The 20,127-nt window shown below is 60.4% G+C and carries 15 protein-coding genes; 12 read left to right on the plus strand and 3 right to left on the minus strand.

Going from position 1 to position 20,127, the window contains the following annotated elements; genetic code table 11:
* On the minus strand, positions 1 to 642 hold the full coding sequence (gacA, locus tag PMI31_RS02025; RefSeq protein ID WP_008015884.1) for a response regulator transcription factor GacA: 642 nt from the start codon (positions 640 to 642) through the stop codon (positions 1 to 3).
* A 127-nt stretch (positions 643 to 769) separates the two neighbouring features.
* A complete protein-coding gene (locus PMI31_RS02030) occupies positions 770 to 1,213 on the minus strand; it encodes a GNAT family N-acetyltransferase (protein WP_043302138.1) in 444 nt (147 codons plus the stop codon).
* Positions 1,214 to 1,876: 663 nt separating this feature from the next.
* Between PMI31_RS02030 and PMI31_RS02035 the strand changes: the two genes are divergently transcribed.
* A complete protein-coding gene (locus PMI31_RS02035; protein ID WP_008015889.1) occupies positions 1,877 to 2,956 on the plus strand; it encodes a 3-deoxy-7-phosphoheptulonate synthase in 1,080 nt (359 codons plus the stop codon).
* A gap of 57 nt (positions 2,957 to 3,013) precedes the next feature.
* Here PMI31_RS02035 and PMI31_RS02040 read toward each other — a convergent pair whose 3' ends face one another.
* Entirely contained in the window at positions 3,014 to 4,078 is a 1,065-nt protein-coding gene (locus tag PMI31_RS02040) for a hypothetical protein (RefSeq protein ID WP_008015890.1), read from the minus strand.
* Between the two features lie 338 nt (positions 4,079 to 4,416).
* Here PMI31_RS02040 and PMI31_RS02045 point away from each other — a divergent pair, with 338 nt between their 5' ends.
* The 11 genes from PMI31_RS02045 to PMI31_RS02095 all read left to right on the plus strand — a co-directional run bounded on the left by PMI31_RS02045 (position 4,417) and on the right by PMI31_RS02095 (position 20,102).
* Entirely contained in the window at positions 4,417 to 5,298 is an 882-nt protein-coding gene (locus PMI31_RS02045) for an esterase/lipase family protein (protein WP_008015891.1), read from the plus strand.
* Between the two features lie 107 nt (positions 5,299 to 5,405).
* Positions 5,406 to 5,687, plus strand: a complete 282-nt coding sequence (locus PMI31_RS02050; protein WP_007984657.1) for a peptidylprolyl isomerase — start codon at positions 5,406 to 5,408, stop codon at positions 5,685 to 5,687.
* A gap of 135 nt (positions 5,688 to 5,822) precedes the next feature.
* A complete protein-coding gene (locus PMI31_RS02055; RefSeq protein WP_008015892.1) occupies positions 5,823 to 7,691 on the plus strand; it encodes an extracellular solute-binding protein in 1,869 nt (622 codons plus the stop codon).
* On the plus strand, positions 7,691 to 8,752 hold the full coding sequence (locus PMI31_RS02060; protein WP_008015893.1) for a microcin C ABC transporter permease YejB: 1,062 nt from the start codon (positions 7,691 to 7,693) through the stop codon (positions 8,750 to 8,752). Before PMI31_RS02055 ends, PMI31_RS02060 begins: the two co-directional genes overlap by 1 nt.
* Complete coding sequence (locus PMI31_RS02065) at positions 8,752 to 9,774, plus strand: ABC transporter permease (RefSeq protein ID WP_008015894.1); 1,023 nt, start codon at positions 8,752 to 8,754, stop codon at positions 9,772 to 9,774. The genes PMI31_RS02060 and PMI31_RS02065 overlap by 1 nt, the downstream gene beginning before the upstream one ends.
* Before the next feature lie 13 nt (positions 9,775 to 9,787).
* Complete coding sequence (locus PMI31_RS02070; RefSeq protein WP_008015895.1) at positions 9,788 to 11,365, plus strand: ABC transporter ATP-binding protein; 1,578 nt, start codon at positions 9,788 to 9,790, stop codon at positions 11,363 to 11,365.
* 84 nt (positions 11,366 to 11,449) lie between these two features.
* Positions 11,450 to 12,865, plus strand: coding sequence for a sigma-54 interaction domain-containing protein (locus tag PMI31_RS02075; protein WP_008015897.1), 1,416 nt, complete (start codon positions 11,450 to 11,452; stop codon positions 12,863 to 12,865).
* A gap of 285 nt (positions 12,866 to 13,150) precedes the next feature.
* Positions 13,151 to 14,542: a GntP family permease gene (locus PMI31_RS02080; RefSeq protein WP_008015898.1), complete on the plus strand. Its 1,392-nt coding sequence runs from the start codon at positions 13,151 to 13,153 to the stop codon at positions 14,540 to 14,542.
* Positions 14,543 to 14,549: 7 nt separating this feature from the next.
* Entirely contained in the window at positions 14,550 to 15,323 is a 774-nt protein-coding gene (locus tag PMI31_RS02085; RefSeq protein ID WP_008015899.1) for a 3-hydroxybutyrate dehydrogenase, read from the plus strand.
* A 104-nt stretch (positions 15,324 to 15,427) separates the two neighbouring features.
* Positions 15,428 to 17,383, plus strand: coding sequence for an acetoacetate--CoA ligase (locus PMI31_RS02090; protein ID WP_008015900.1), 1,956 nt, complete (start codon positions 15,428 to 15,430; stop codon positions 17,381 to 17,383).
* Between the two features lie 181 nt (positions 17,384 to 17,564).
* Positions 17,565 to 20,102 (plus strand): PAS domain-containing hybrid sensor histidine kinase/response regulator, encoded by a 2,538-nt coding sequence (locus tag PMI31_RS02095; protein ID WP_008015901.1) that lies wholly within the window; start codon positions 17,565 to 17,567, stop codon positions 20,100 to 20,102.
* Positions 20,103 to 20,127: the final 25 nt, after the last annotated feature.

Here is a 20,127-nt window from a genome sequence, read left to right on the forward strand (position 1 = left end):
TCAGAGGCTGGCGTCGACCATGCCATGTCGAACCGCCAACAGCGTCAACTCGACATCACTGCTGATCGAAAGCTTTTCGAAGATGCGGTAACGGTAGGTGTTCACGGTTTTCGGGGACAGGCACAACTTGTCGGAAATGATCTGTACTTTCTGGCAACCGACGATCATCAGCGCGATCTGGATTTCCCGCTCCGACAATGCATCGAAAGGCGAATCGTTGGTAGGCTGGAAGGACTTGATCGCCAGCTGCTGGGCAATCTGCGGACTGATGTAGCGTTGCCCGGCGAACACCAGGCGGATGGCCTGGACCATTTCCGGCAAACCTGCCCCTTTGGTCAGGTACCCTGCCGCACCGGCCTGCAACAGCCGCGTAGGAAACGGGTCCTCTTCACACACGGTCACCGCGACGACCTTGATATCCGGATGGCTGCGCAGCAATTTGCGAGTGGCTTCGAGCCCGCCGATACCTGGCATCTTGACGTCCATCAACACCACATCGGGTTTCAGTTCACGCGCCTTGAGCAGGGATTCCTCCCCCGACTCGGCCTGGCCGACTACTTGCAGGCCATCGATGTCAGCCAGCATTCGTGTAATGCCCGTACGAACGAGATCATGGTCATCGACTACTAGCACCCTAATCAAGCAGACACCTCGCGATATGGTCTTATTGGGTTGCCAGACACCTTAGCAAAAAGCATCTGGCAGACCTAGCGGAAAGCGTCAGATTAAAAGTTTCAATTCATCTTGAAAGGCTTGTTGCAAGCGTGCTTCAGCAATGCGGGCCCGGGATCTCCAGCTGCATCCTCAGGAAACATTCGTCCTTGCCTACCACCCTCAATCCCTTGCGCTCGTACAGCGCTTGCGCCGGGTTGTTTTGGAAAACCGTCAGGCGCAACGCCGGGCGCCGCTCCTTGCGCGCGAGAGCCAGTACCTGATCGATCACCCAGGATCCTGTGCCCTGCCCACGAAACGCTTCGACGATATGCAATTCGCGGATATACAAGGCTCTGGCATCACGACTCAGGCTGACATAACCCAGGACATTGTCGCCCCTTGCAATCAATCGGTTGTCTCGTCCTGCCCAGGCCACGTCGAACGCTTCGTCCTGCCACAACAGATCATGCTCGATGTAGTAATGCAGCATGCCTCTACAGGTCAGTTCGCGGGCGAATTCCAGGTCATCCGGTGTTGCCGGACGCCATTGGCGCCCCATCATTCCAGCTCCACGGCGAGGGTCAGTGCCATCATGGTGCGTCCTTGTGACGGTATGTTTGTTGTTGAGGTGCAGAGTGTGCCACAACGTTCGGGGCACTCAAGCGATAGAAAGCGCCGTCGTTGGCCGATAGCATTTTCTGATTGAATCTGCGTACCGGCCTCTAGTAAGCTCGGCCCATCCATCGGAGACAGACCATGTTCAACACCCTTTCACAGCCTCGTACCGCCAGCGCCCTGCGCTCGGTTGCGGCTGCCCGGGTGAACGACGGTTGTGCTCCGGTCAGCTTTTATTTTGGGTATTGGTTTAGCCACTGGCGCGCCTGATACCCACACGGCGCCCACTTCAAACGGGTCGCCACCAGAGAATTCTCAACCCCCGGTCGGCCTCCCGACCGGGGGTTTTGTTTTTTCAGCCCCAAGACTTTTAGCGACACATCAGACATTCAGAGGATTCAGAACATGAACTACGCCACTTATTACCGTTACGACAGTTTTACCGCCTGGCGATTTACCACCCTCCGCTCGGGACAGCCTGCCGCCTCCGATCGGTCACCCAAAGGTGGCAAGCACACACACGCAGCCAATCCGGCCAATTGTCGAACACCCCAGTAGGGCCGAGTGCGCGGGCACGAACCCGCCACCAGCCCAGGAAGCCTTGAATATGAACTCGTCCGTCTCTGCACTGCCACTGTCCACCTTGAGCCCTGCCAATGAAGCGCTGACCCTGCGCCTGCCCAGTTCATTGCAACTCAAACAGCAATTGCCCCTCAGCAACGCCCTGACCCGGCAAGTCGCCGCCCACCGCCAGGCGGTTCGCGCGATCCTCAACGGTGAAGATTCCCGCCTGCTGGTCATCGTCGGCCCCTGCTCGATACACGATCCGAAATCAGCCCTCGAATACGCTGAAAACCTTGCTCGCCTCGCCGCCGAAGTCAGCGACCAAATGCTGCTGGTGATGCGCGCCTACGTCGAAAAACCCCGGACCACGGTTGGCTGGAAAGGCCTGGCCTACGACCCGCACCTCGATGGCAGCGATGACATGGCCGCCGGCCTGACGTTGTCCCGCGAGCTGATGCGCGAAATGCTCCGCCTGGGCCTGCCGGTTGCCACTGAACTGCTGCAACCGATGGCCGCCGGCTACTTCGACGATCTGTTGAGCTGGGTGGCGATCGGCGCCCGGACCACGGAGTCGCAGATACACCGGGAAATGGCCAGCGGCCTGGGTATGCCTGTAGGTTTCAAGAACGGGACTGACGGAGGTGTCGCTGTCGCCAGTGATGCCATGCGCTCCGCGGCCCATCCCCATCGTCACTTCGGTGTCGATAGCCAGGGACATCCGGCGATCATTCAAACCCCGGGTAATGCGGACACCCACCTGGTATTGCGCGGTGGCCATCGCGGGCCGAACTACGACAGCACCAGCGTCGCCCAGGTGAATAGCGACCTGACCAGACTCAGGATTCCGGCTCGAATCATGGTCGATTGCAGTCACGCCAACAGCGGCAAAGACCCGCTGCGCCAGCCAGCCGTGCTCAAGGATGTACTTGAACAACGCCTGCGAGGTGACCGTTCGCTGATCGGCATGATGATCGAGAGTCATTTGTTCGAAGGCTGCCAACCGTTGAGCGCGTCATTGCAATACGGTGTCTCAGTGACCGATGGCTGCCTCGGTTGGGCAGGAACAGAACAACTGCTGCTTGAAGCGGCAGATCGGTTGCGAGCGCAAGACAACACTCAATAGTCAGCATCATCCGTCCGCCCTCCGGCCTTCATGCGAAGACTGGAGGGCAAATGGCAATCAATGCCCCATCAGGGACTGCACTTGAACCAGTGTCACCCCGGATTGCTGGCAAGTGTCATCAAGGCGCTCGACGGAATAGGAAACACGGATGGCAGAATCTCGATGCTCGCTCCAGAAGCGGTAGGGAACTATGAACACCAATGGTTCGCCGGCGGTGTCTCTGGTTATTTCGCGGTCGTCACAATGATTGAATTTCTCCCCCTCGCATTTCAGGTAAATCAGCTCGCCTTTTTCAGCCCTGGCGTTTTCGATGACGACGGTCACGCCATCCTGCGCATCAAGCAGATCCAAGCAACCTTCGTCTGCTTCCAACACAGTGGGTACTGGCAGTGCCCCCCGTTCCAGCTTGCCAATCATCAGTGTCGTTAATTCAGAGTAACGGGGACCATGGCCTGCCTGCTTGACGCAATAATCGACGGAAACGGAGGAACCCAGGTTGGTCGCAATGCACTCCGGGCTGACCCAAAACGACAGTTCGCCCCCCACAGCAAAGGACTCGACCTTGAGTGCATCGCTGAAACTTCCTTCGATCGAAACGCCAGCCCAGGACAGCAACACCCAGTCGCCTGCAGCCATGCGCGCATAGGGTTTGATCGTAACGATCGCCCCTTCTTCGACCCGCCCTGGGTCAAGTGTTTTACCCATCGCATCGTTCACGGTCGCAGGCAACAGGTCGGATTGCACATCACCTACACTCAGTTGCAAACGATGGGAATTCACAGGCCCGGCAAAACAGGTGCTCATGAGTGAGTAACCGATTTCGAGTGAGCCACCGTCAAGCGCCGCGATATGTGCGCTGCCCACGGTGAAGATTATGTCCTCGCCGACCCGGTCCTCACTGACAAAGCGCGCCACCTGGTGATTGCAGGCGAAGCCGTCGGCATCCAGCCCCACCCAACTCAATAGCAATTTGTCGCCGCAGGTCATGCCTGGATAAGGCAAGACCCTGATGACGGCTTTTCTGTCAACGGGGTTCAGAACGCCATTTTCCGCCTGTTCAAGTACGGGAGGTGGTAAGGGTTGCTGCGCGAGACTCAAGGTGTCGGGTTCGTAAACAGTCATTCATTCACTCCTGTCCCTGGAATAAACACCGTACGGGTGGCCGGTTTTGGATGACGACTATTTAATCCCACGGCAAACAGCCGTGATGTCGGCCTCTCGCTCAGGCTCGCTCGGAAAATGGATATTCACGAAGTAGTTCTTTGATCAGTAGCACCCTGATTGTCGTGAAAAATCGTCAAACTATACCGACTATAGCCTCAGCCATTCTTGAATACTCGTACCTGTTCTATTCCGTTTTCCGCAAGCTTCGGCGGACTTTTCATACATCGCGCCAACCTCGAGTGCTTTAGAGTGAAGCGCCATGCAGTCCCAATGAACTTCTGCGTAAAGGTATGAACATGCAAAGGAATGCAAACACCTGTTATCCAATACTGCTGGTCCACGGTCTTTTCGGTTTCGAAAGAATCGGCAAGTTCGAGCTCTTTCACGACATCAGGCAGGCGCTGAGGAACGCCGGAGCAAGGGTGTTCGTTCCCCACTTGTCGGCCCTCCATGACAACGAAGTACGCGGAGACCAATTGCTCACGCAGATCGAGCGGGTACTGAAAGGAACCGGTGCACGCAAAGTCAACCTCATAGGGCATAGCCAGGGCGCACTGACCGCACGTTATGCCGCAGCGATTGCGCCACACAGTGTGGCGTCGGTGACTTCCGTCAGCGGGCCGAATCATGGCTCGGAACTGGCCGATTTCCTGTGCAAGGCTTTGATACCGGACTACCTCCCGGAACATGTGGCGGAGACGGTCGTGACCCTCTTCGCCGACTTCCTCGCGACATTAAGCGACAATCAGTACCAACCACAGAGCGCCATTGCGGCCCTCAATGCGCTGACCACAGAAGGCGTAGGCGCATTCAACGACAAATACCCGCAAGGACTGCCCGCCACCTGGGGTGGCAAGGGGCGCGAACAGGTCAACGGTGTTCATTACTACTCGTGGAGCGGCGTGCTGCAGTCGAATGTTCTCGAAGAAGGGCTCAATGCGCTTGATCCGTTCCACGCCTTCTGCAGGGCCCTTTCCGGTTACTTCGTCACGGAAAGCGAGCAGAACGACGGTTTGGTCGGTCGCTTCAGTTCCCATCTGGGTACGGTTATCCGGTCCGACTATGCGCTGGATCATCTGGACACCATTGGTCAGCCGGCCGGTCAACTGCGCACAGGTATCGACCCGATTGAACTGTATGTTCAGCATGCCGAGCGCTTGAAAGACGCGGGGCTTTGAGGCGTCGCCCACCGAGGATCCCGCGTGGAACGGAACTTTGAGGAGAAATAGCTCACTGAATCCGGTAGGCTCAGCACTTTATCGAGTATTGAAAGGAGTATTTTCCCATGGCTAAAGCCACTGCCCGTCACATCCTTGTTGCCTCGGAAGCCAAGTGCAACGAACTCAAGGCTCAAATCGAGGCCGGCGCCGATTTCGCCGAGGTTGCCAAGGCAAACTCCACCTGCCCTTCCAGCCGTCAGGGCGGTGACCTGGGTTCGTTCGGTCCGGGCCAGATGGTCAAGGAGTTCGACACCGTGGTCTTCAGCGCGCCGATCAACGTGGTCCAGGGCCCGGTCAAGACCCAGTTCGGTTACCACCTGCTGGAAGTGACCAGCCGTCAGGACTGATCGACGCTTGAGCTATTCACACAACGGCCCGCCTTTTGGTGGGCCGTTGTGCTTGCGACACGTAATTCGGCTGGCGAGGGACGCGCTGCTAGCGTACAAATTGGCGTTAACGACCACCCGGCTCTAAGGCTGACAATGCGATTGGCTTTCCCTACCTTGTTGTTCACGACCGTGGCCCTGCTGTCGGGTGCCGCGGGTGTGAATGCGGCACCGCAACCGGCAATGACCGTGTACGGCGAACCGGCAAAATACCCTGCCGGCTTCAGTCATTTCGCCTACACCAACCCGCAGGCCCCCAAGGGCGGCACGATGCGGCGCTCGGCGATCGAAATCGGTCAGTTCGACCATGTCTTGCCTTACATCGACAAAGGCATAGGCGTCACACAGATCGACGGCTTGCTCTATTCGCCGCTGGCCCAGCGCTCGCTGGACGAGCCGTACACCGTGTACGGCCTGGTGGCAGAGAAGATGGAACGCTCCGAGGACGGCCTGTCGCTGCGCTTCTACCTCAACCCCAAGGCACGCTTTGCCGATGGCAAACCGATTACCGCTGAAGACGTGCGCTACACCTTCGACCTGCTGATGACCCAGGGCAGCCTGCGTTACCGTACCCAGTTCGCCGACGTCAAAGGCGTCGAAGTGGAATCGCCACTGATCATCCGCTTTGATTTCAGGAACAACGAAAATCGCACCCTGCCGCTGGATATCGCGACCTTGCCAGTGTTTCCCGAACACTGGTGGAAAACCCGCGATTTCGCCGGTGGCGGCGGCTATGAAGCGCCGTTGGGCAGCGGCCCCTATAAAGTCGGCAAGATCGATTCCGGACGCAGCATCACCTTCGAGCGCAATCCCGACTGGTGGGGCAAGGACTTGCCGGTCAGCCGTGGCCTGTACAACTTCGATCATTTCAGCATCGAGTACTTCGGCGATACCGACGTGGCGCGCCAGGTCCTGCGCGGCGGCGCCTTTGACTACAATCGCGAGTTTTCCGCCACCGGCTATTCCATCGGCTACGACAGCCCGGCCCTGAGCGACGGTCGCCTGCAAAAGGCCCACCTCGCCACCGAGGCGCCGCAGCCGGCCCAGGGTTTTGTGTTCAATCTGCAAAAGCCCATGTTCCAGGACCGTCGCGTGCGCCAGGCCCTGGTGATGCTGTGGGACTTCGAGTGGAGCAACCGGCAGATGATGCGCGACATGTACATCCGCCAGCAGAGCTTTTTCTCCAATACCGATCTCGCGGCCCGGCAACTGCCGGATGCGGGTGAGCTGGCGATTCTCGAACCGTTGCGCGGGCAGATTCCCGACGAAGTCTTCACTAAAGTGTTCGAGGCGCCGAAGACCGATGGCAGCGGTGTGATTCGCGACAAGCAGTTGCAGGCCCTGGACCTGCTCGAACAGGCCGGCTGGAAGCCTGATGGCGACCAACTGGTGAATGCCGACGGCGAACCGTTGAGCTTTACGTTCCTGGTCAGTCAGAACGGCATGGACCGCCTGCTGTTGCCCTATAAACGCACGTTGAAACAGATCGGCATCGACCTCAACATCCGCCGCATCGACTCGTCCCAGTATGTCAATCGCCTGATGAGCCGCGACTACGACATGATCGTCACCGGCTACCCGGTCACCACTTCCCCGGGAAACGAACTGCTCAATTATTTCAGTTCCGCGGCGGCCACCGACCCGGGATCAAACAACTACATGGTGTTGAAGAACCCGGCAGTGGACACCCTGATCACCGGGCTGATCCGCGCCAATACCAAGGCCGACATGCTGCATTACGCCCATGCCCTGGACCGGGTGCTGCAATGGAACTACTACTGGATTCCCAACTACTACCCGCCGGGAACCTCTACAGTGTGGTGGAACCGCTTCGGCATTCCGAACGTGCAAGCGAGCAATGACGAAGCCATCGAAAGCTGGTGGGAAATGAGCACCACGCCATTGACCAACCAACAGATGACTGCCGAGCGTATCAGCCGTGGCAGACCCGGAGGGCCGCACTGATGTGGGCTTACATAGTGCGGCGCCTGCTGCTGATCATTCCGACGCTGGTGATCATTCTTCTGGTCAACTTTGTCATCGTCCAGGCCGCGCCGGGCGGACCGGTCGAACAGGCCATCGCGCACCTCCAAGGCATTGGCGGTGCCACGGTTGGAGGTAGCTCCAGCGAATCCATGAGCGGCAAGTCCCGGGCCAGTCGCGGCCTTGATCCGCAGTTGATCAAGGACATTGAAAAACAGTACGGTTTCGATAAACCGGCACACGAACGCCTCTGGCTGATGCTCACCAGCTATGCGCGCCTGGACTTCGGCAAGAGCTTCTTCCGCGGCGCCACCGTCACCGACCTGATCCTCGAAAAAATGCCCGTGACCATTTCCCTCGGACTCTGGGCGACGCTGATCACCTACCTGGTGTCGATTCCCCTGGGCATCCGCAAGGCCGTGCACCATGGCAGCCAATTCGACATCTGGAGCAGTACCGCGATCATCATCGGCTATGCCATGCCGGCGTTCCTGTTTGCGATGTTCCTGATCGTGGTCTTTGCCGGTGGCACTTCGCTGAACTGGTTTCCCGTCCGCGGGCTGGTCTCGGACAACTTCGAATCGCTGTCGACCCTTGGCAAAGTCGCCGACTACTTCTGGCATCTGGTGCTGCCGGTGACCGCGCTGGTGATTGGCGGTTTCGCCACACTGACCATCCTGACCAAGAACTCGTTCCTCAATGAAATCACCCGCCAGTACGTGGTCACCGCCCGGGCCAAGGGTTTGAGTGAACGACGGGTGCTCTATGGACACGTATTCCGCAACGCCATGCTGTTGGTGGTGTCGGGCATTCCCCAAGCCTTCATCAGTGTATTTTTTGCCGGCTCCCTGCTGATCGAAGTGATCTTCTCCCTCGACGGCCTGGGCCGCATGAGCTACGAGGCGGCGGTATCGCGGGACTATCCGGTGGTGTTCGGCTCGCTGTTCATCTTCACCCTGTTCGGCCTTCTGATAAAACTGGTCGGCGACCTCTGCTACACCCTGGTCGACCCGCGTATCGACTTCGCCGCGAGGAGCGCCTGATGCTCAAACTTTCACCGCTGGCGCGTCGCCGCTTCGAGCGATTCAAGAAAAACCGTCGGGGCTGGTGGTCGCTCTGGCTGTTTGTCGGCCTGTTCCTGATGACCCTGGGCGGCGAACTGATCGCCAACGACAAACCGCTGGTGGTCAGTTATCAAGGCCAGTGGTACTTCCCGGTCTTCAAGCGCCACACCGAACAGGAGTTCGGCGGACAACTGCCGTTTCAGGCCGACTACCGCAGTGACTACGTGCAGAAGCTGATCAAGCAGGACGGAGGCTGGTTGCTGTTTCCGCCGATTCCGTTCAGTGACGACACGCCCAACTATGACCTGAACACACCCGCCCCCAGCCCGCCCTCCAGCGTCAATTGGCTGGGCACCGACGACCAGGCACGGGACGTTCTGGCCCGGGTGATCTTCGGTGCCCGGGTGTCGATCCTGTTTGCCTTGATGCTGACGTTTGTCAGTGCCCTGATCGGCATCGCGGCCGGAGCGCTGCAAGGCTATTACGGCGGCTGGGTGGATTTGCTCGGCCAACGTCTGCTGGAGGTGTGGTCCGGATTGCCGGTGCTGTACCTGCTGATCATTCTGTCGGGCTTCGTCGAGCCGAATTTCTGGTGGCTGCTGGGAATCATGGCGCTGTTTTCATGGCTGGCTTTGGTGGACGTGGTGCGCGCCGAGTTCCTGCGCGGGCGCAACCTGGAATACGTCAAGGCCGCACGGGCGCTGGGCCTGACTGACCGCAAGGTCATCGTGCGGCACATTCTGCCCAACGCCATGAACGCGACCTTGAGCTACTTGCCGTTCATTCTCACCGGGGCGATTTCCACCCTGACGGCACTGGATTTCCTCGGCTTCGGCATGCCTGCCGGCAGCGCTTCCCTGGGTGAACTGATCGGCCAGGGCAAGCAAAACCTGCAAGCGCCCTGGCTGGGCCTGACGGCGTTCTTCACCCTGGCGCTGATTCTTTCTTTACTGGTGTTCATTGGCGAAGCATTGCGCGACGCTTTTGATCCCCGGTCTTGATGCGGATGTTGATATGACCAACCTGATCGAAATCCGTGACCTCAGCGTGGCCTTCAGCGGCCAGACCGTGGTGCGCAATCTGTGCCTGGACATCCGCCCCGGCGAATGTCTGGCGCTGGTGGGCGAATCGGGCTCGGGCAAGTCGGTGACGGCCCACTCGATCCTGCAATTGCTGCCGCAAACCGATACCCGGACAACCGGCAGCATTCGCTATCGCGGCCAGGAACTGGTGGGCGCCGATACCGGCAAGTTGCGCCAACTGCGCGGCAATCGCATTGCGATGATCTTCCAGGAGCCGATGACCTCCCTCAACCCGCTGCACAGCATCGAAAAGCAGATCGGTGAAACCTTGCTGGTGCACAAAGGCCTGGCGGGCAAAGCGGCGCAAGCGCGGATCCTTGAGTTGCTGCACCTGGTGGGCATCCAGAAACCCGAAGAACGCCTCAAGGCCTATCCCCATCAATTGTCCGGCGGCCAGCGCCAGCGGGTAATGATCGCCATGGCCCTGGCGTGCGAACCCGAACTGCTGATTGCCGACGAACCGACCACCGCGCTGGATGTGACGGTGCAGCGCAAGATCCTGCTGCTGCTCAAGTCCCTGCAACAGCGGCTGGGCATGTCGCTGCTGCTGATCAGCCATGACCTCAATCTGGTGCGCAGCATCGCCCAGCGCGTGTGCGTGATGAAGGCCGGGGAAATCGTCGAGCAGGCGCCTTGCGAAATCCTTTTCACCGAACCGAAGCACCCTTACAGCTGCGTATTGCTGCACGCCGAACCCGAGGGCGAAGCCTTGCCCCGGGACGCGCGCGAAAACGTGCTGGAGGTGGACAACCTGCAGGTACGGTTTCCCGTCGGTGGTGGCCTGTTTCAGCGCAAGACCTGGCTGCGCGCCGTCGATGGCATCAGCCTGAACATTCAGCGCGGCAAGACCCTGGGCATCGTCGGCGAGTCCGGTTCCGGCAAGTCCACCCTTGGCCAGGCGATCCTGCGTTTGCTCGAGTCCGAAGGCAGCATCCGCTTTCAAGGCCAGGCGCTGGACGGCCTGACGCAAAAACAGCTACGACCCTGGCGCAAGACGATGCAGGTGGTGTTCCAGGACCCCTTCGGCAGCCTCAGCCCGCGCATGTCGGTCGCGCAGATCATCAGCGAGGGCCTGGAAGTGCACAGCCAGCTGAGCCCTGAAGAGTGCAATGCCGAAGTGATCCGGGCACTGAGCGAAGTCGGCCTCGACCCGCAAAGCCGCCATCGCTATCCCCACGAGTTCTCCGGAGGACAGCGCCAGCGCATCGCCATCGCTCGGGCGCTGGTGCTGAAGCCGGCGCTGATCCTGCTCGACGAACCGACCTCGGCGCTGGACCGCACGGTGCAGAAACAAGTGGTCGCCCTGCTCCGCCAGCTTCAGGAAAAACACGGTTTGACCTATCTGTTCATCAGCCATGACCTGGCGGTGGTGCGCGCCCTGGCTCACGACATGATCGTGATCAAGGACGGCAAAGTGGTGGAACGCGGCGCCAGTCATGAGGTGTTTGCCTCACCGCAGCATCCGTACACCAAGGAGCTGTTGGCGGCGGCGTTGTTGGGGCAGGCATAATCCCTGGCAACCCCGAACCCTGTGGGAGCGGGCTTGCCCGCGATGGGGCCGGAACAGGCAGCAAATACATCAGGACCAATACCCATGAACACCACCGAAAGCCTCAAGGACTACCAGCGCGTTCGCTTGCTGGCAATCCGCTCGTTGTTCGAGATCATCGAGCAATCCAGCGAGGGCACGGTGATTGTCGACCGCGACGCCAACATCGTCTGGATGAATGAGCGCTATGCCCGGCGCTTCGGCCTGCAATCGGCGCAAGTGGCGATTGGCAAGCCCTGCGAAAGCGTGATCCCCGGCAGCCTGTTGCGTGAGGTGGTGCGCACCGGCCGGCCGATTTTGCTGGACATGCAAGACACCCCCAAAGAGCCGCTGGTGGTCATGCGCCTGCCGATTCACGACGATGCCGGCGTGGTGATCGGTGCCATCGGCTTCGCCCTGTTCGACGAATTGCGCAGCCTGTCGCCGATGCTCAAGCGCTACATGAGCATGCAAGAAGAACTGGCTTCCACCCGCTCGCTGCTGCGGGCGCGACAGACCAAATACAACTTCGCCCACTTTATCGGCACCAGTGCCGCCAGCCTGGAAGTCAAACGCCGCGCCCGGCGCAGTGCGAGTACCGAATCGCCGGTACTGCTGCTCGGCGAGACCGGCACCGGCAAGGAGTTGCTGGCCCAAGCCATCCACAATGCCTCGCCCCGTGCGCACAAGGCGTTCGTGAGCATCAACAGCGCGGCGATTCCTGAATCGTTGCTGGAAGCCGAATTCTTCGGCACCGCCCCCGGTGCGTTTACCGGTGCCGACCGCAAGGGCCGCGCCGGCAAACTGCAGATCGCCCAGGGCGGCACGTTGTTCCTCGACGAAATCGGCGACATGCCGCTGCCCCTGCAAAGCAAACTGCTGCGGGTGTTGCAGGAAAAGGAATTCGAACCGGTGGGCTCAAACGAGGTGATCCAGAGCGATGTGCGGGTGATCGCCGCGACCTCTACGGACCTCGAAGCGGCCATCAAGCGCGGCGAATTCCGCGCCGATCTGTATTACCGGCTGAACGTGTTGCCGATCCAGGTTCCACCCCTGCGCGATCGCCTCGATGACGTGCCGGCGCTCAGCGAGGCGATTCTTGAGGAGCTGCGCAGCCAGCATGAACTGCACCACGAAGCCCTGGAACTGTTGGGGCAACACGCCTGGCCGGGGAATATCCGGGAACTGCGCAATGTGCTGGAACGGGCCGCATTGCTCAGTGATGACCTGCGCCTGACGGTGGCGGACATCCGCGCAGCGATCGGTACGTTCACCCCGGTGGAGCGCGTGGCGCCCTTAGCCATCGAACCGATTGCCCACGAGACGTTCAGTGCGGCGCGGGAGCGATTTGACCGGCAACTGATCGAAACGACCCTCGCGCAATGCGCGGGCAAGGTGCCTGATGCAGCGGCGCGGCTGGGGCTTGGGCGGTCGACGCTGTACAAGAAAATGGCGGCGCTGGGGATTGTCGAGTCTCGATAAAGAGACATGAATCTCCATTATTAGACAGACCTTCGCGAGCAGGCTCGCTCCCACAGGAGACCTTGCTCTACTGACCCACTCGATCAACTGTAGGAGCGGGCTTGCCCGCGAAGAGGCCGGCACCACCGATAAAAGTCTCCGCATAGAGACAATACTTCCTTACAACATCGGTAAAATCAACATATCTCCTTATATTTCAACAGCTTAAACATCTGGCACAAAACTCGCTATATGCCTCTCCTGTCAAGTTTCACCCTACAAAAATAACAAACCAGGAGACACACCATGAGTGTGATCATTGCCTTGGCAGCCCTCGCGCTGCTGATGCTGGCTGCCTACCGTGGCTACAGCGTTATCCTTTTTGCCCCGATTGCCGCCCTCGGCGCTGTCCTGCTGACTGACCCGTCTGCCGTCGCCCCCGCTTTCACCGGGGTGTTCATGGAAAAAATGGTCGGTTTCATCAAGCTGTATTTCCCGGTGTTCCTGCTCGGCGCGGTGTTCGGCAAGTTGATCGAACTGTCCGGCTTCTCGCGCTCCATCGTCGCGGCCGCGATTCGCCTGCTCGGCACCCGCCAGGCGATGCTGGTGATCGTGCTGGTCTGCGCCTTGCTGACCTACGGCGGCGTATCGTTGTTTGTGGTGGTGTTCGCGGTCTATCCGTTTGCCGCTGAAATGTTCCGCCAGAGCAACATCCCCAAGCGGCTGATCCCGGCGACCATTGCCCTGGGCGCCTTCTCGTTCACCATGGACGCCCTGCCCGGCACGCCGCAGATCCAGAACATCATCCCCAGCACCTTCTTCAACACCACTGCCTGGGCAGCGCCGTGGCTGGGCGTGATCGGCACGATCTTCGTGTTCTGCGCCGGCATGCTGTTTCTCCAGCGCCAACGCAACAAGGCCCAGCGTACCGGCGAGGGCTATGGGTCGGACCTGCGCAACGAGCCGGAAACCGCCGCCGACATCAAACTGCCCAATCCCTGGGTCGCCCTGTCTCCGCTGCTGGCAGTGGGCATCATGAACCTGCTGTTCACCCAGTGGATTCCCCAGTGGTACGGCAAGACCCACAGCCTCGCGCTGCCGGGCATGGCCGCGCCGGTCACCACTGAAATCGCCAAGCTCACGGCGATCTGGGCGGTCCAGGCCGCGCTGTTGGTGGGCATCCTCATGGTGCTGGCGTTCGGCTACAAGGCGATCAGCCGCAAGCTGGCCGAAGGCAGTAAAAGCGCAGTCAGTGGTGCGCTGCTGGCGGCCATGAACACCGCCTCGGAATATGGTTTCGGTGCCGTGATCGCGTCCCTGCCCGGATTTCTGGTGTTGGCCGACTGGCTCAAGAGCATTCCCAACCCACTGGTCAACGAAGCGATTACCGTGACCCTGCTGGCCGGCATCACCGGTTCCGCCTCGGGTGGCATGAGCATCGCGCTGGCGGCGATGTCCGAGCAGTTCATCAGCGCCGCCCATGCCGCGAACATTCCGCTGGAAGTGCTGCACCGGGTCGCAGCGATGGCCAGCGGCGGCATGGACACCCTGCCGCACAACGGCGCGGTGATTACCCTGTTGGCCGTGACCGGGCTGACCCACCGCGAGGCTTATAAAGACATTTTCTGTATTACGCTGATCAAGACCCTGGCGGTTTTCGTGGTGATCGGCACCTTCTACGCCACTGGCATTGTGTGAGGTATTCATGACGACTCTTTCGGGCAAGACCGCACTGGTCACCGGTTCCACCAGCGGCATCGGCCTGGGGATCGCCCTCAGCCTGGCCAAGGCCGGGGCCAACCTGATCCTCAACGGCTTCGGAGATGCCTCCAATGTGATCGCCGAGGTGCAACGGTTCGGCGGCAAGGTCGGCCATCACCCGGCCGATGTCAGCGATCCGGCGCAAATTGCCGACATGATCGCCTACGCCGAGCGCGAGTTCGGCGGCGTCGACATTCTGGTCAATAATGCAGGTATTCAACACGTCGCAGTGGTGGATGAGTTTCCGGTGGAGCGCTGGGATTCGATCATCGCCATCAACCTGTCGTCGGTGTTCCACAGCACCCGTTTAAGTCTGCCGGGCATGCGCGCCAAGGGTTGGGGCCGGGTGATCAACATTGCCTCGGTGCATGGCCTGGTCGGCTCGGTGGGCAAGTCAGCCTATGTCGCCGCCAAGCATGGGGTAATCGGCCTGACCAAAGTGGTCGCGTTGGAAACCGCGACCACCCAGATCACCTGCAACGCGATCTGCCCAGGCTGGGTACTGACGCCGCTGGTGCAGAAACAGATCGATGATCGTGCCGCCAGTGGGGTTGATCCGCAGCAGGCGCAGCATGATTTGCTCGCCGAGAAGCAGCCATCGCTGGAGTTCGTGACGCCGCTGCAACTGGGTGAACTGGTGCTATTCCTGTGCAGCGATGCCGGCAGCCAAGTGCGTGGCGCGGCGTGGAATGTGGATGGTGGGTGGTTGGCGCAGTGACTGGCCGATAGACCGCGTTATCGTTCTTCGCGGGCAAGCCCGCTCCCACAGTTTCTGTGGCGCCTGCTTGCGAATGGGTTTGAAAATAGAAGAAGAGGCAAACCATGTCCGACATCCTCTGGCAACCCGACGCCAAACGCATTGGCAAGACCCGCATGGAGGCCTTCCGGCGCTTCGTCAATCAACGGTATCACCTCAAGATTGACGACTACCCTGCCCTGCACCAATGGTCCATCGAGCAACGTCCCGACTTCTGGCAGGCGATCGTCGATTTCTTCGACATTCGCTTCCATGAACAACCCGACGCCGTACTGCTCGAAGGCCCGCAGATGCCCAGCGCCCAGTGGTTCCCCGGCGCTACCCTGAACTTCGCCGAACACTTGCTGCTTCGCCGCGACGACGCTGTGGCGGTGGTCGCCATCGGCGAAAACGGTCAACGCGAACACCTGACCTGGGCCGAACTGGCAGAACAGGTCGCCGGTTTTCAGAACGGCTTGATAGCCGCTGGCATCAATGTGGGTGACCGGGTCGCCGCGTGCATGCCCAACACCTGGCAAACCCTGGTGGCCATGCTCGCCACTACCAGCCTTGGCGCTGTGTGGTCCTGTTCTTCGCCGGACTTCGGCACTCACGGGGTGGTTGACCGTTTCGGCCAGATCGAACCGAAAGTGCTGGTGACCTGCGCCGGTTATCGCTATGCCGGCAAGGAGATCGACCAGACCGCCAAGGTCAACGAAATCCTCGAACGCCTGCCGTCGTTGCAGCAGTTGATCATTCTGCCGTATGGGCGGCCGCATACGCGGATCGAGCATTTCCGCACCCCGGCCAACGTGACGCTGTGGGACGATTTCTACGAGCCCGGCGGCGAACCGGATTTCGTCCCGGTGCCCTTCGCCCATCCGCTGTACATCCTCTACTCCAGCGGCACCACCGGCGTGCCCAAATGCATCATCCACAGCACCGGTGGCGTGCTCCTGCAACACGTCAAGGAACACGGTTTGCATTGTGATCTCGGCCCCGGCGAACGCCTGTTCTACTACACCACCTGCGGCTGGATGATGTGGAACTGGCTGGTGTCGGCGTTGGCGACAGGCAGCTCTGTGGTGTTGTATGACGGCTCGCCGTTCCAGCCCGACCCGCAGCGCTTGATCGACCTGATCGACGACGAGTCCATCAGTGTCTTTGGCACCAGCCCGAAATTTCTCGCGACCCTGGAAAGCAGCGGCATCAAGCCGCGTGAAAGTCATGACCTGGGCAGCCTCAAGACCTTGCTTTGCACCGGCTCGGCGCTTTCACCGCAGAGTTATGACTTCGTCTATCGCGACTTCAAGGCTGACGTGTGCCTGGCCTCGATGTCCGGTGGTACTGACATCGTCTCGTGCTTCGTCAACGGCAACCCTGTGTCGCAGGTAAGGCGTGGCGAAATCATGGGCAAGAGCCTGGGCATGGCCGTCGAAGTGTGGAACGACGCCGGCCAGCCGGTGATCGGCGAAAAAGGCGAACTGGTCTGCACCCGCCACTTCCCGGCAATGCCCGTGGGCCTGTGGAACGATGCCGATGGCGAAAAGCTGCGCAAATCCTATTTCAGCCTGTTCCCCGGCGTCTGGGCCCAGGGTGACTATGCCGAACAGTTGCCCCATGGCGGGATGATGATCCACGGTCGCTCGGATGCCGTGCTCAACCCCGGCGGCGTGCGCATCGGCACGGCGGAAATCTATCGCCAGGTGGAAAAAATCCCGCAGGTGCTCGACAGCGTCGCCATCGGTCAGCAATGGCAGGATGACGTGCGGGTGGTGCTGTTCGTACAGCTGCGCGAAGGGCTGGAACTGGACGAGGCGTTGCAACAGCAGATCCGCCAGACGATTCGCGCCAACACCACGCCGCGTCATGTGCCGGCGAAAATTATCGAGGTCACCGACATTCCCCGGACCATCAGCGGCAAGGTCGTTGAGCTGGCGGTGCGCAATGTGGTGCATGGGCAGAAGGTGAAAAACACCGATGCGCTGGCCAATCCCGAAGCGCTGGAACAATACCGGAACAGGCCCGAACTCATGCATTGAAACATGGTTACCTGTAGGAGCGAGCTTGCTCGCGATAAACCCGAGAGCGCCGCGGGGCACCTGCCAACCAGCATTATCGTTGGCGTCCATCGCGAGCGAGCTCGCTCCTACAGTCAACCCGGGCCTGTCACCTGTGCAAGAATAGATGCCAGTTAAAGCGACTCAGGCGCAGGACTCCTTGATGAACGCAATACCCACCGGCAGTGATGCCCAGGCCCTGATAGCCCGGCTCGACTGGGCAAACAGTCCGCTGGGCGCTGCCAGCACCTGGCCACAAAGCCTGCGAACCGCCGTGGACATCGTCATACACTCACCGATGCCGATGTTACTGCTATGGGGCCCGCAGCTGACGCAGATCTACAACGACGGCTTCGCCCTGCTCGCCGGAAGCAAACATCCACATGCGTTCGGACAACCGGCACACCTGATCTGGCCCGAGTTGAAAGACTTTACCGACCCGATATACTGCGCCGTCCTGCAAGGTCAGGTGCGAACCTACAGCGAGCAGCGCTTTACCCTGCAGCGTGACGGTCGGGAGTCCGACTTCTGGCTCGACCTGACCTACAGCCCGATCCGCGACGAAAGTGCCGAGGTGGCCGGAATTCTGGTCACCGCCATCGAAACCAACGAACGCCGGCGCATCGCCCTCGAACTCGAACAGCGCTCGGCGGCCAGTCTCAAGGCCCAGCGTGAAACCGAGGAGCGCTTGCAACTGGCCCTTGCCGCCACCGATGCGGTCGGTACCTGGGACTGGGACATCAGCGAGGACCGTTTCATCGCCGATGCGCATTTCGCCCAGTTGCACGGCATCGACCCGGCCATGGCCAACCAGTTGCCGATCAGTGAGTACCTCCACGGCGTACACCCGCAAGACCGTGCCCTGATCGCCCGCAGCATCAAGCATTGCATTACCCACGGCACTGAATACGCCGAGGAATATCGCCTGCTGCAAACCGACGGCGAGATACGCTGGGTGTTTGCCCGCGGTCGCTGTTACAAGGACCACCATGGCCGGCCGACCCGTTTCCTCGGCGCCGCCCTGGACCTGACCGAACGCAAACACACCGAACAGGCTCTACGCCAAAGCCAGACCGAGCTGCAACTGATCATCAACGCCATGCCGATCCTGATCAGCTACGTCGACCGCGAAGAACGCTTTCGCCTGAACAATGCGGCGTACCTCGACTGGTACGGGCTGACGCCGCAAGAGCTGTACGGGCGGACCATTCTTGAAGTGCTCGGCGAAGAAGCCTATGCGCTGCGCGCGCCGTACATCACCGAGGCGCTGTCCGGCCGGCCCTGCTGTTTCAGCATCAGCACGCCACACCGCGACGGCAGCATCCGCCAGGCCTTGATGAATTACCTGCCACGCCACGGTGCGGACGGCGCGGTGAACGGCTTCTACATCTTCGTGATCGACGAAACCGAACGCAAAAAGACCGAAGAAGCCCTGCGCATCCTGAACGAAACCCTTGAGGAGCGGGTTGCCGCCCGCACCCGGCAACTGGCCGAGGCCAACGAGCGTTTGCAAAACGAGATGTTCGAGCGTGAGCGTGCCGAAGACGCCTTGCGCCATGCCCAGAAAATGGAAGCGGTCGGCCAGCTTACCGGCGGCATCGCCCATGACTTCAACAACATGCTCACCGGCATCATCGGCAGCCTCGACCTGATGCAACGCTACATCGCCGACGGACGCGTCAGCGAGATCAGCCGATTCACTGAGGCAGCAGTGTCTTCGGCCAACCGTGCCGCCGCCCTCACCCATCGCTTGCTGGCGTTCTCCCGGCGTCAGTCGCTCAACCGCAAGCCGCTGGCCCCCAACGAGTTGATTCATTCGCTCGCAGACCTGCTCAGTCGCACCACGGGCGACCACATCGAACTCAAACTGCAACTGGCCGAGAACATCTGGCGGGTCAACACCGATGTCAGCCAGCTGGAAAATGCCTTGCTCAACCTGGTGATCAACGCCCGGGACGCCATGCCCGAGGGTGGCGAACTGCAGATCGAAACAGCCAACGTGTACCTCGACGGCAGTGACCTCACGACCCTGGAACCGGTCAAGGCCGGCGACTACGTGATGATTGCCGTCAGCGACAACGGCACCGGCATGACGCCCACGGTGCTGGCCAAGGCATTCGACCCGTTCTTCACCACCAAACCCATCGGCCAGGGCACTGGTTTGGGTTTGTCGATGATTTACGGCTTCGCCCAGCAATCGGGGGGCCACGTCAGTCTGTTCAGCCTGCCCGGCCGGGGCACCAGCGTACGCTTGTACCTGCCGCGACTGCACTCGACCGAGCCGGAAAAGGTCCTGTCACCCGTCGTCGGCGAAGCACCGGCGGCGATTGCCGGCGAAACCGTGATGCTGGTCGAGGACGATGCGGCGGTGCGCATGCTGGTACTGGACCTGCTCAATGAGCTCGGTTATCGCGCCCATGAAGCCGAAGATGCCAGGGGCGCCCTGCCGGTGCTGGAGTCGGACCTGCGGGTGGACCTGCTGGTGACCGACGTGGGGCTGCCGGGCATGAACGGCCGACAATTGGCAGAAATCGCCCGCCAGCATCGTCCCGGACTGAAAGTGCTGTTCATGACCGGTTACGCGGAGATCGCCGCCGAGCGCCAGGGTTTCCTCGAAGAAGGCATGGACATGGTGAGCAAACCCTTTTCCATCGACCTGCTGGCCAACAAGATTCGCACGATGATCGGTCAACCGGACTGAGTTGAGGCATAATCGCGCGCCCCCC

Source organism: Pseudomonas sp. GM55 (assembly GCF_000282395.1).
In the GTDB taxonomy this organism is placed as follows: domain Bacteria; phylum Pseudomonadota; class Gammaproteobacteria; order Pseudomonadales; family Pseudomonadaceae; genus Aquipseudomonas; species Aquipseudomonas fluorescens_CC.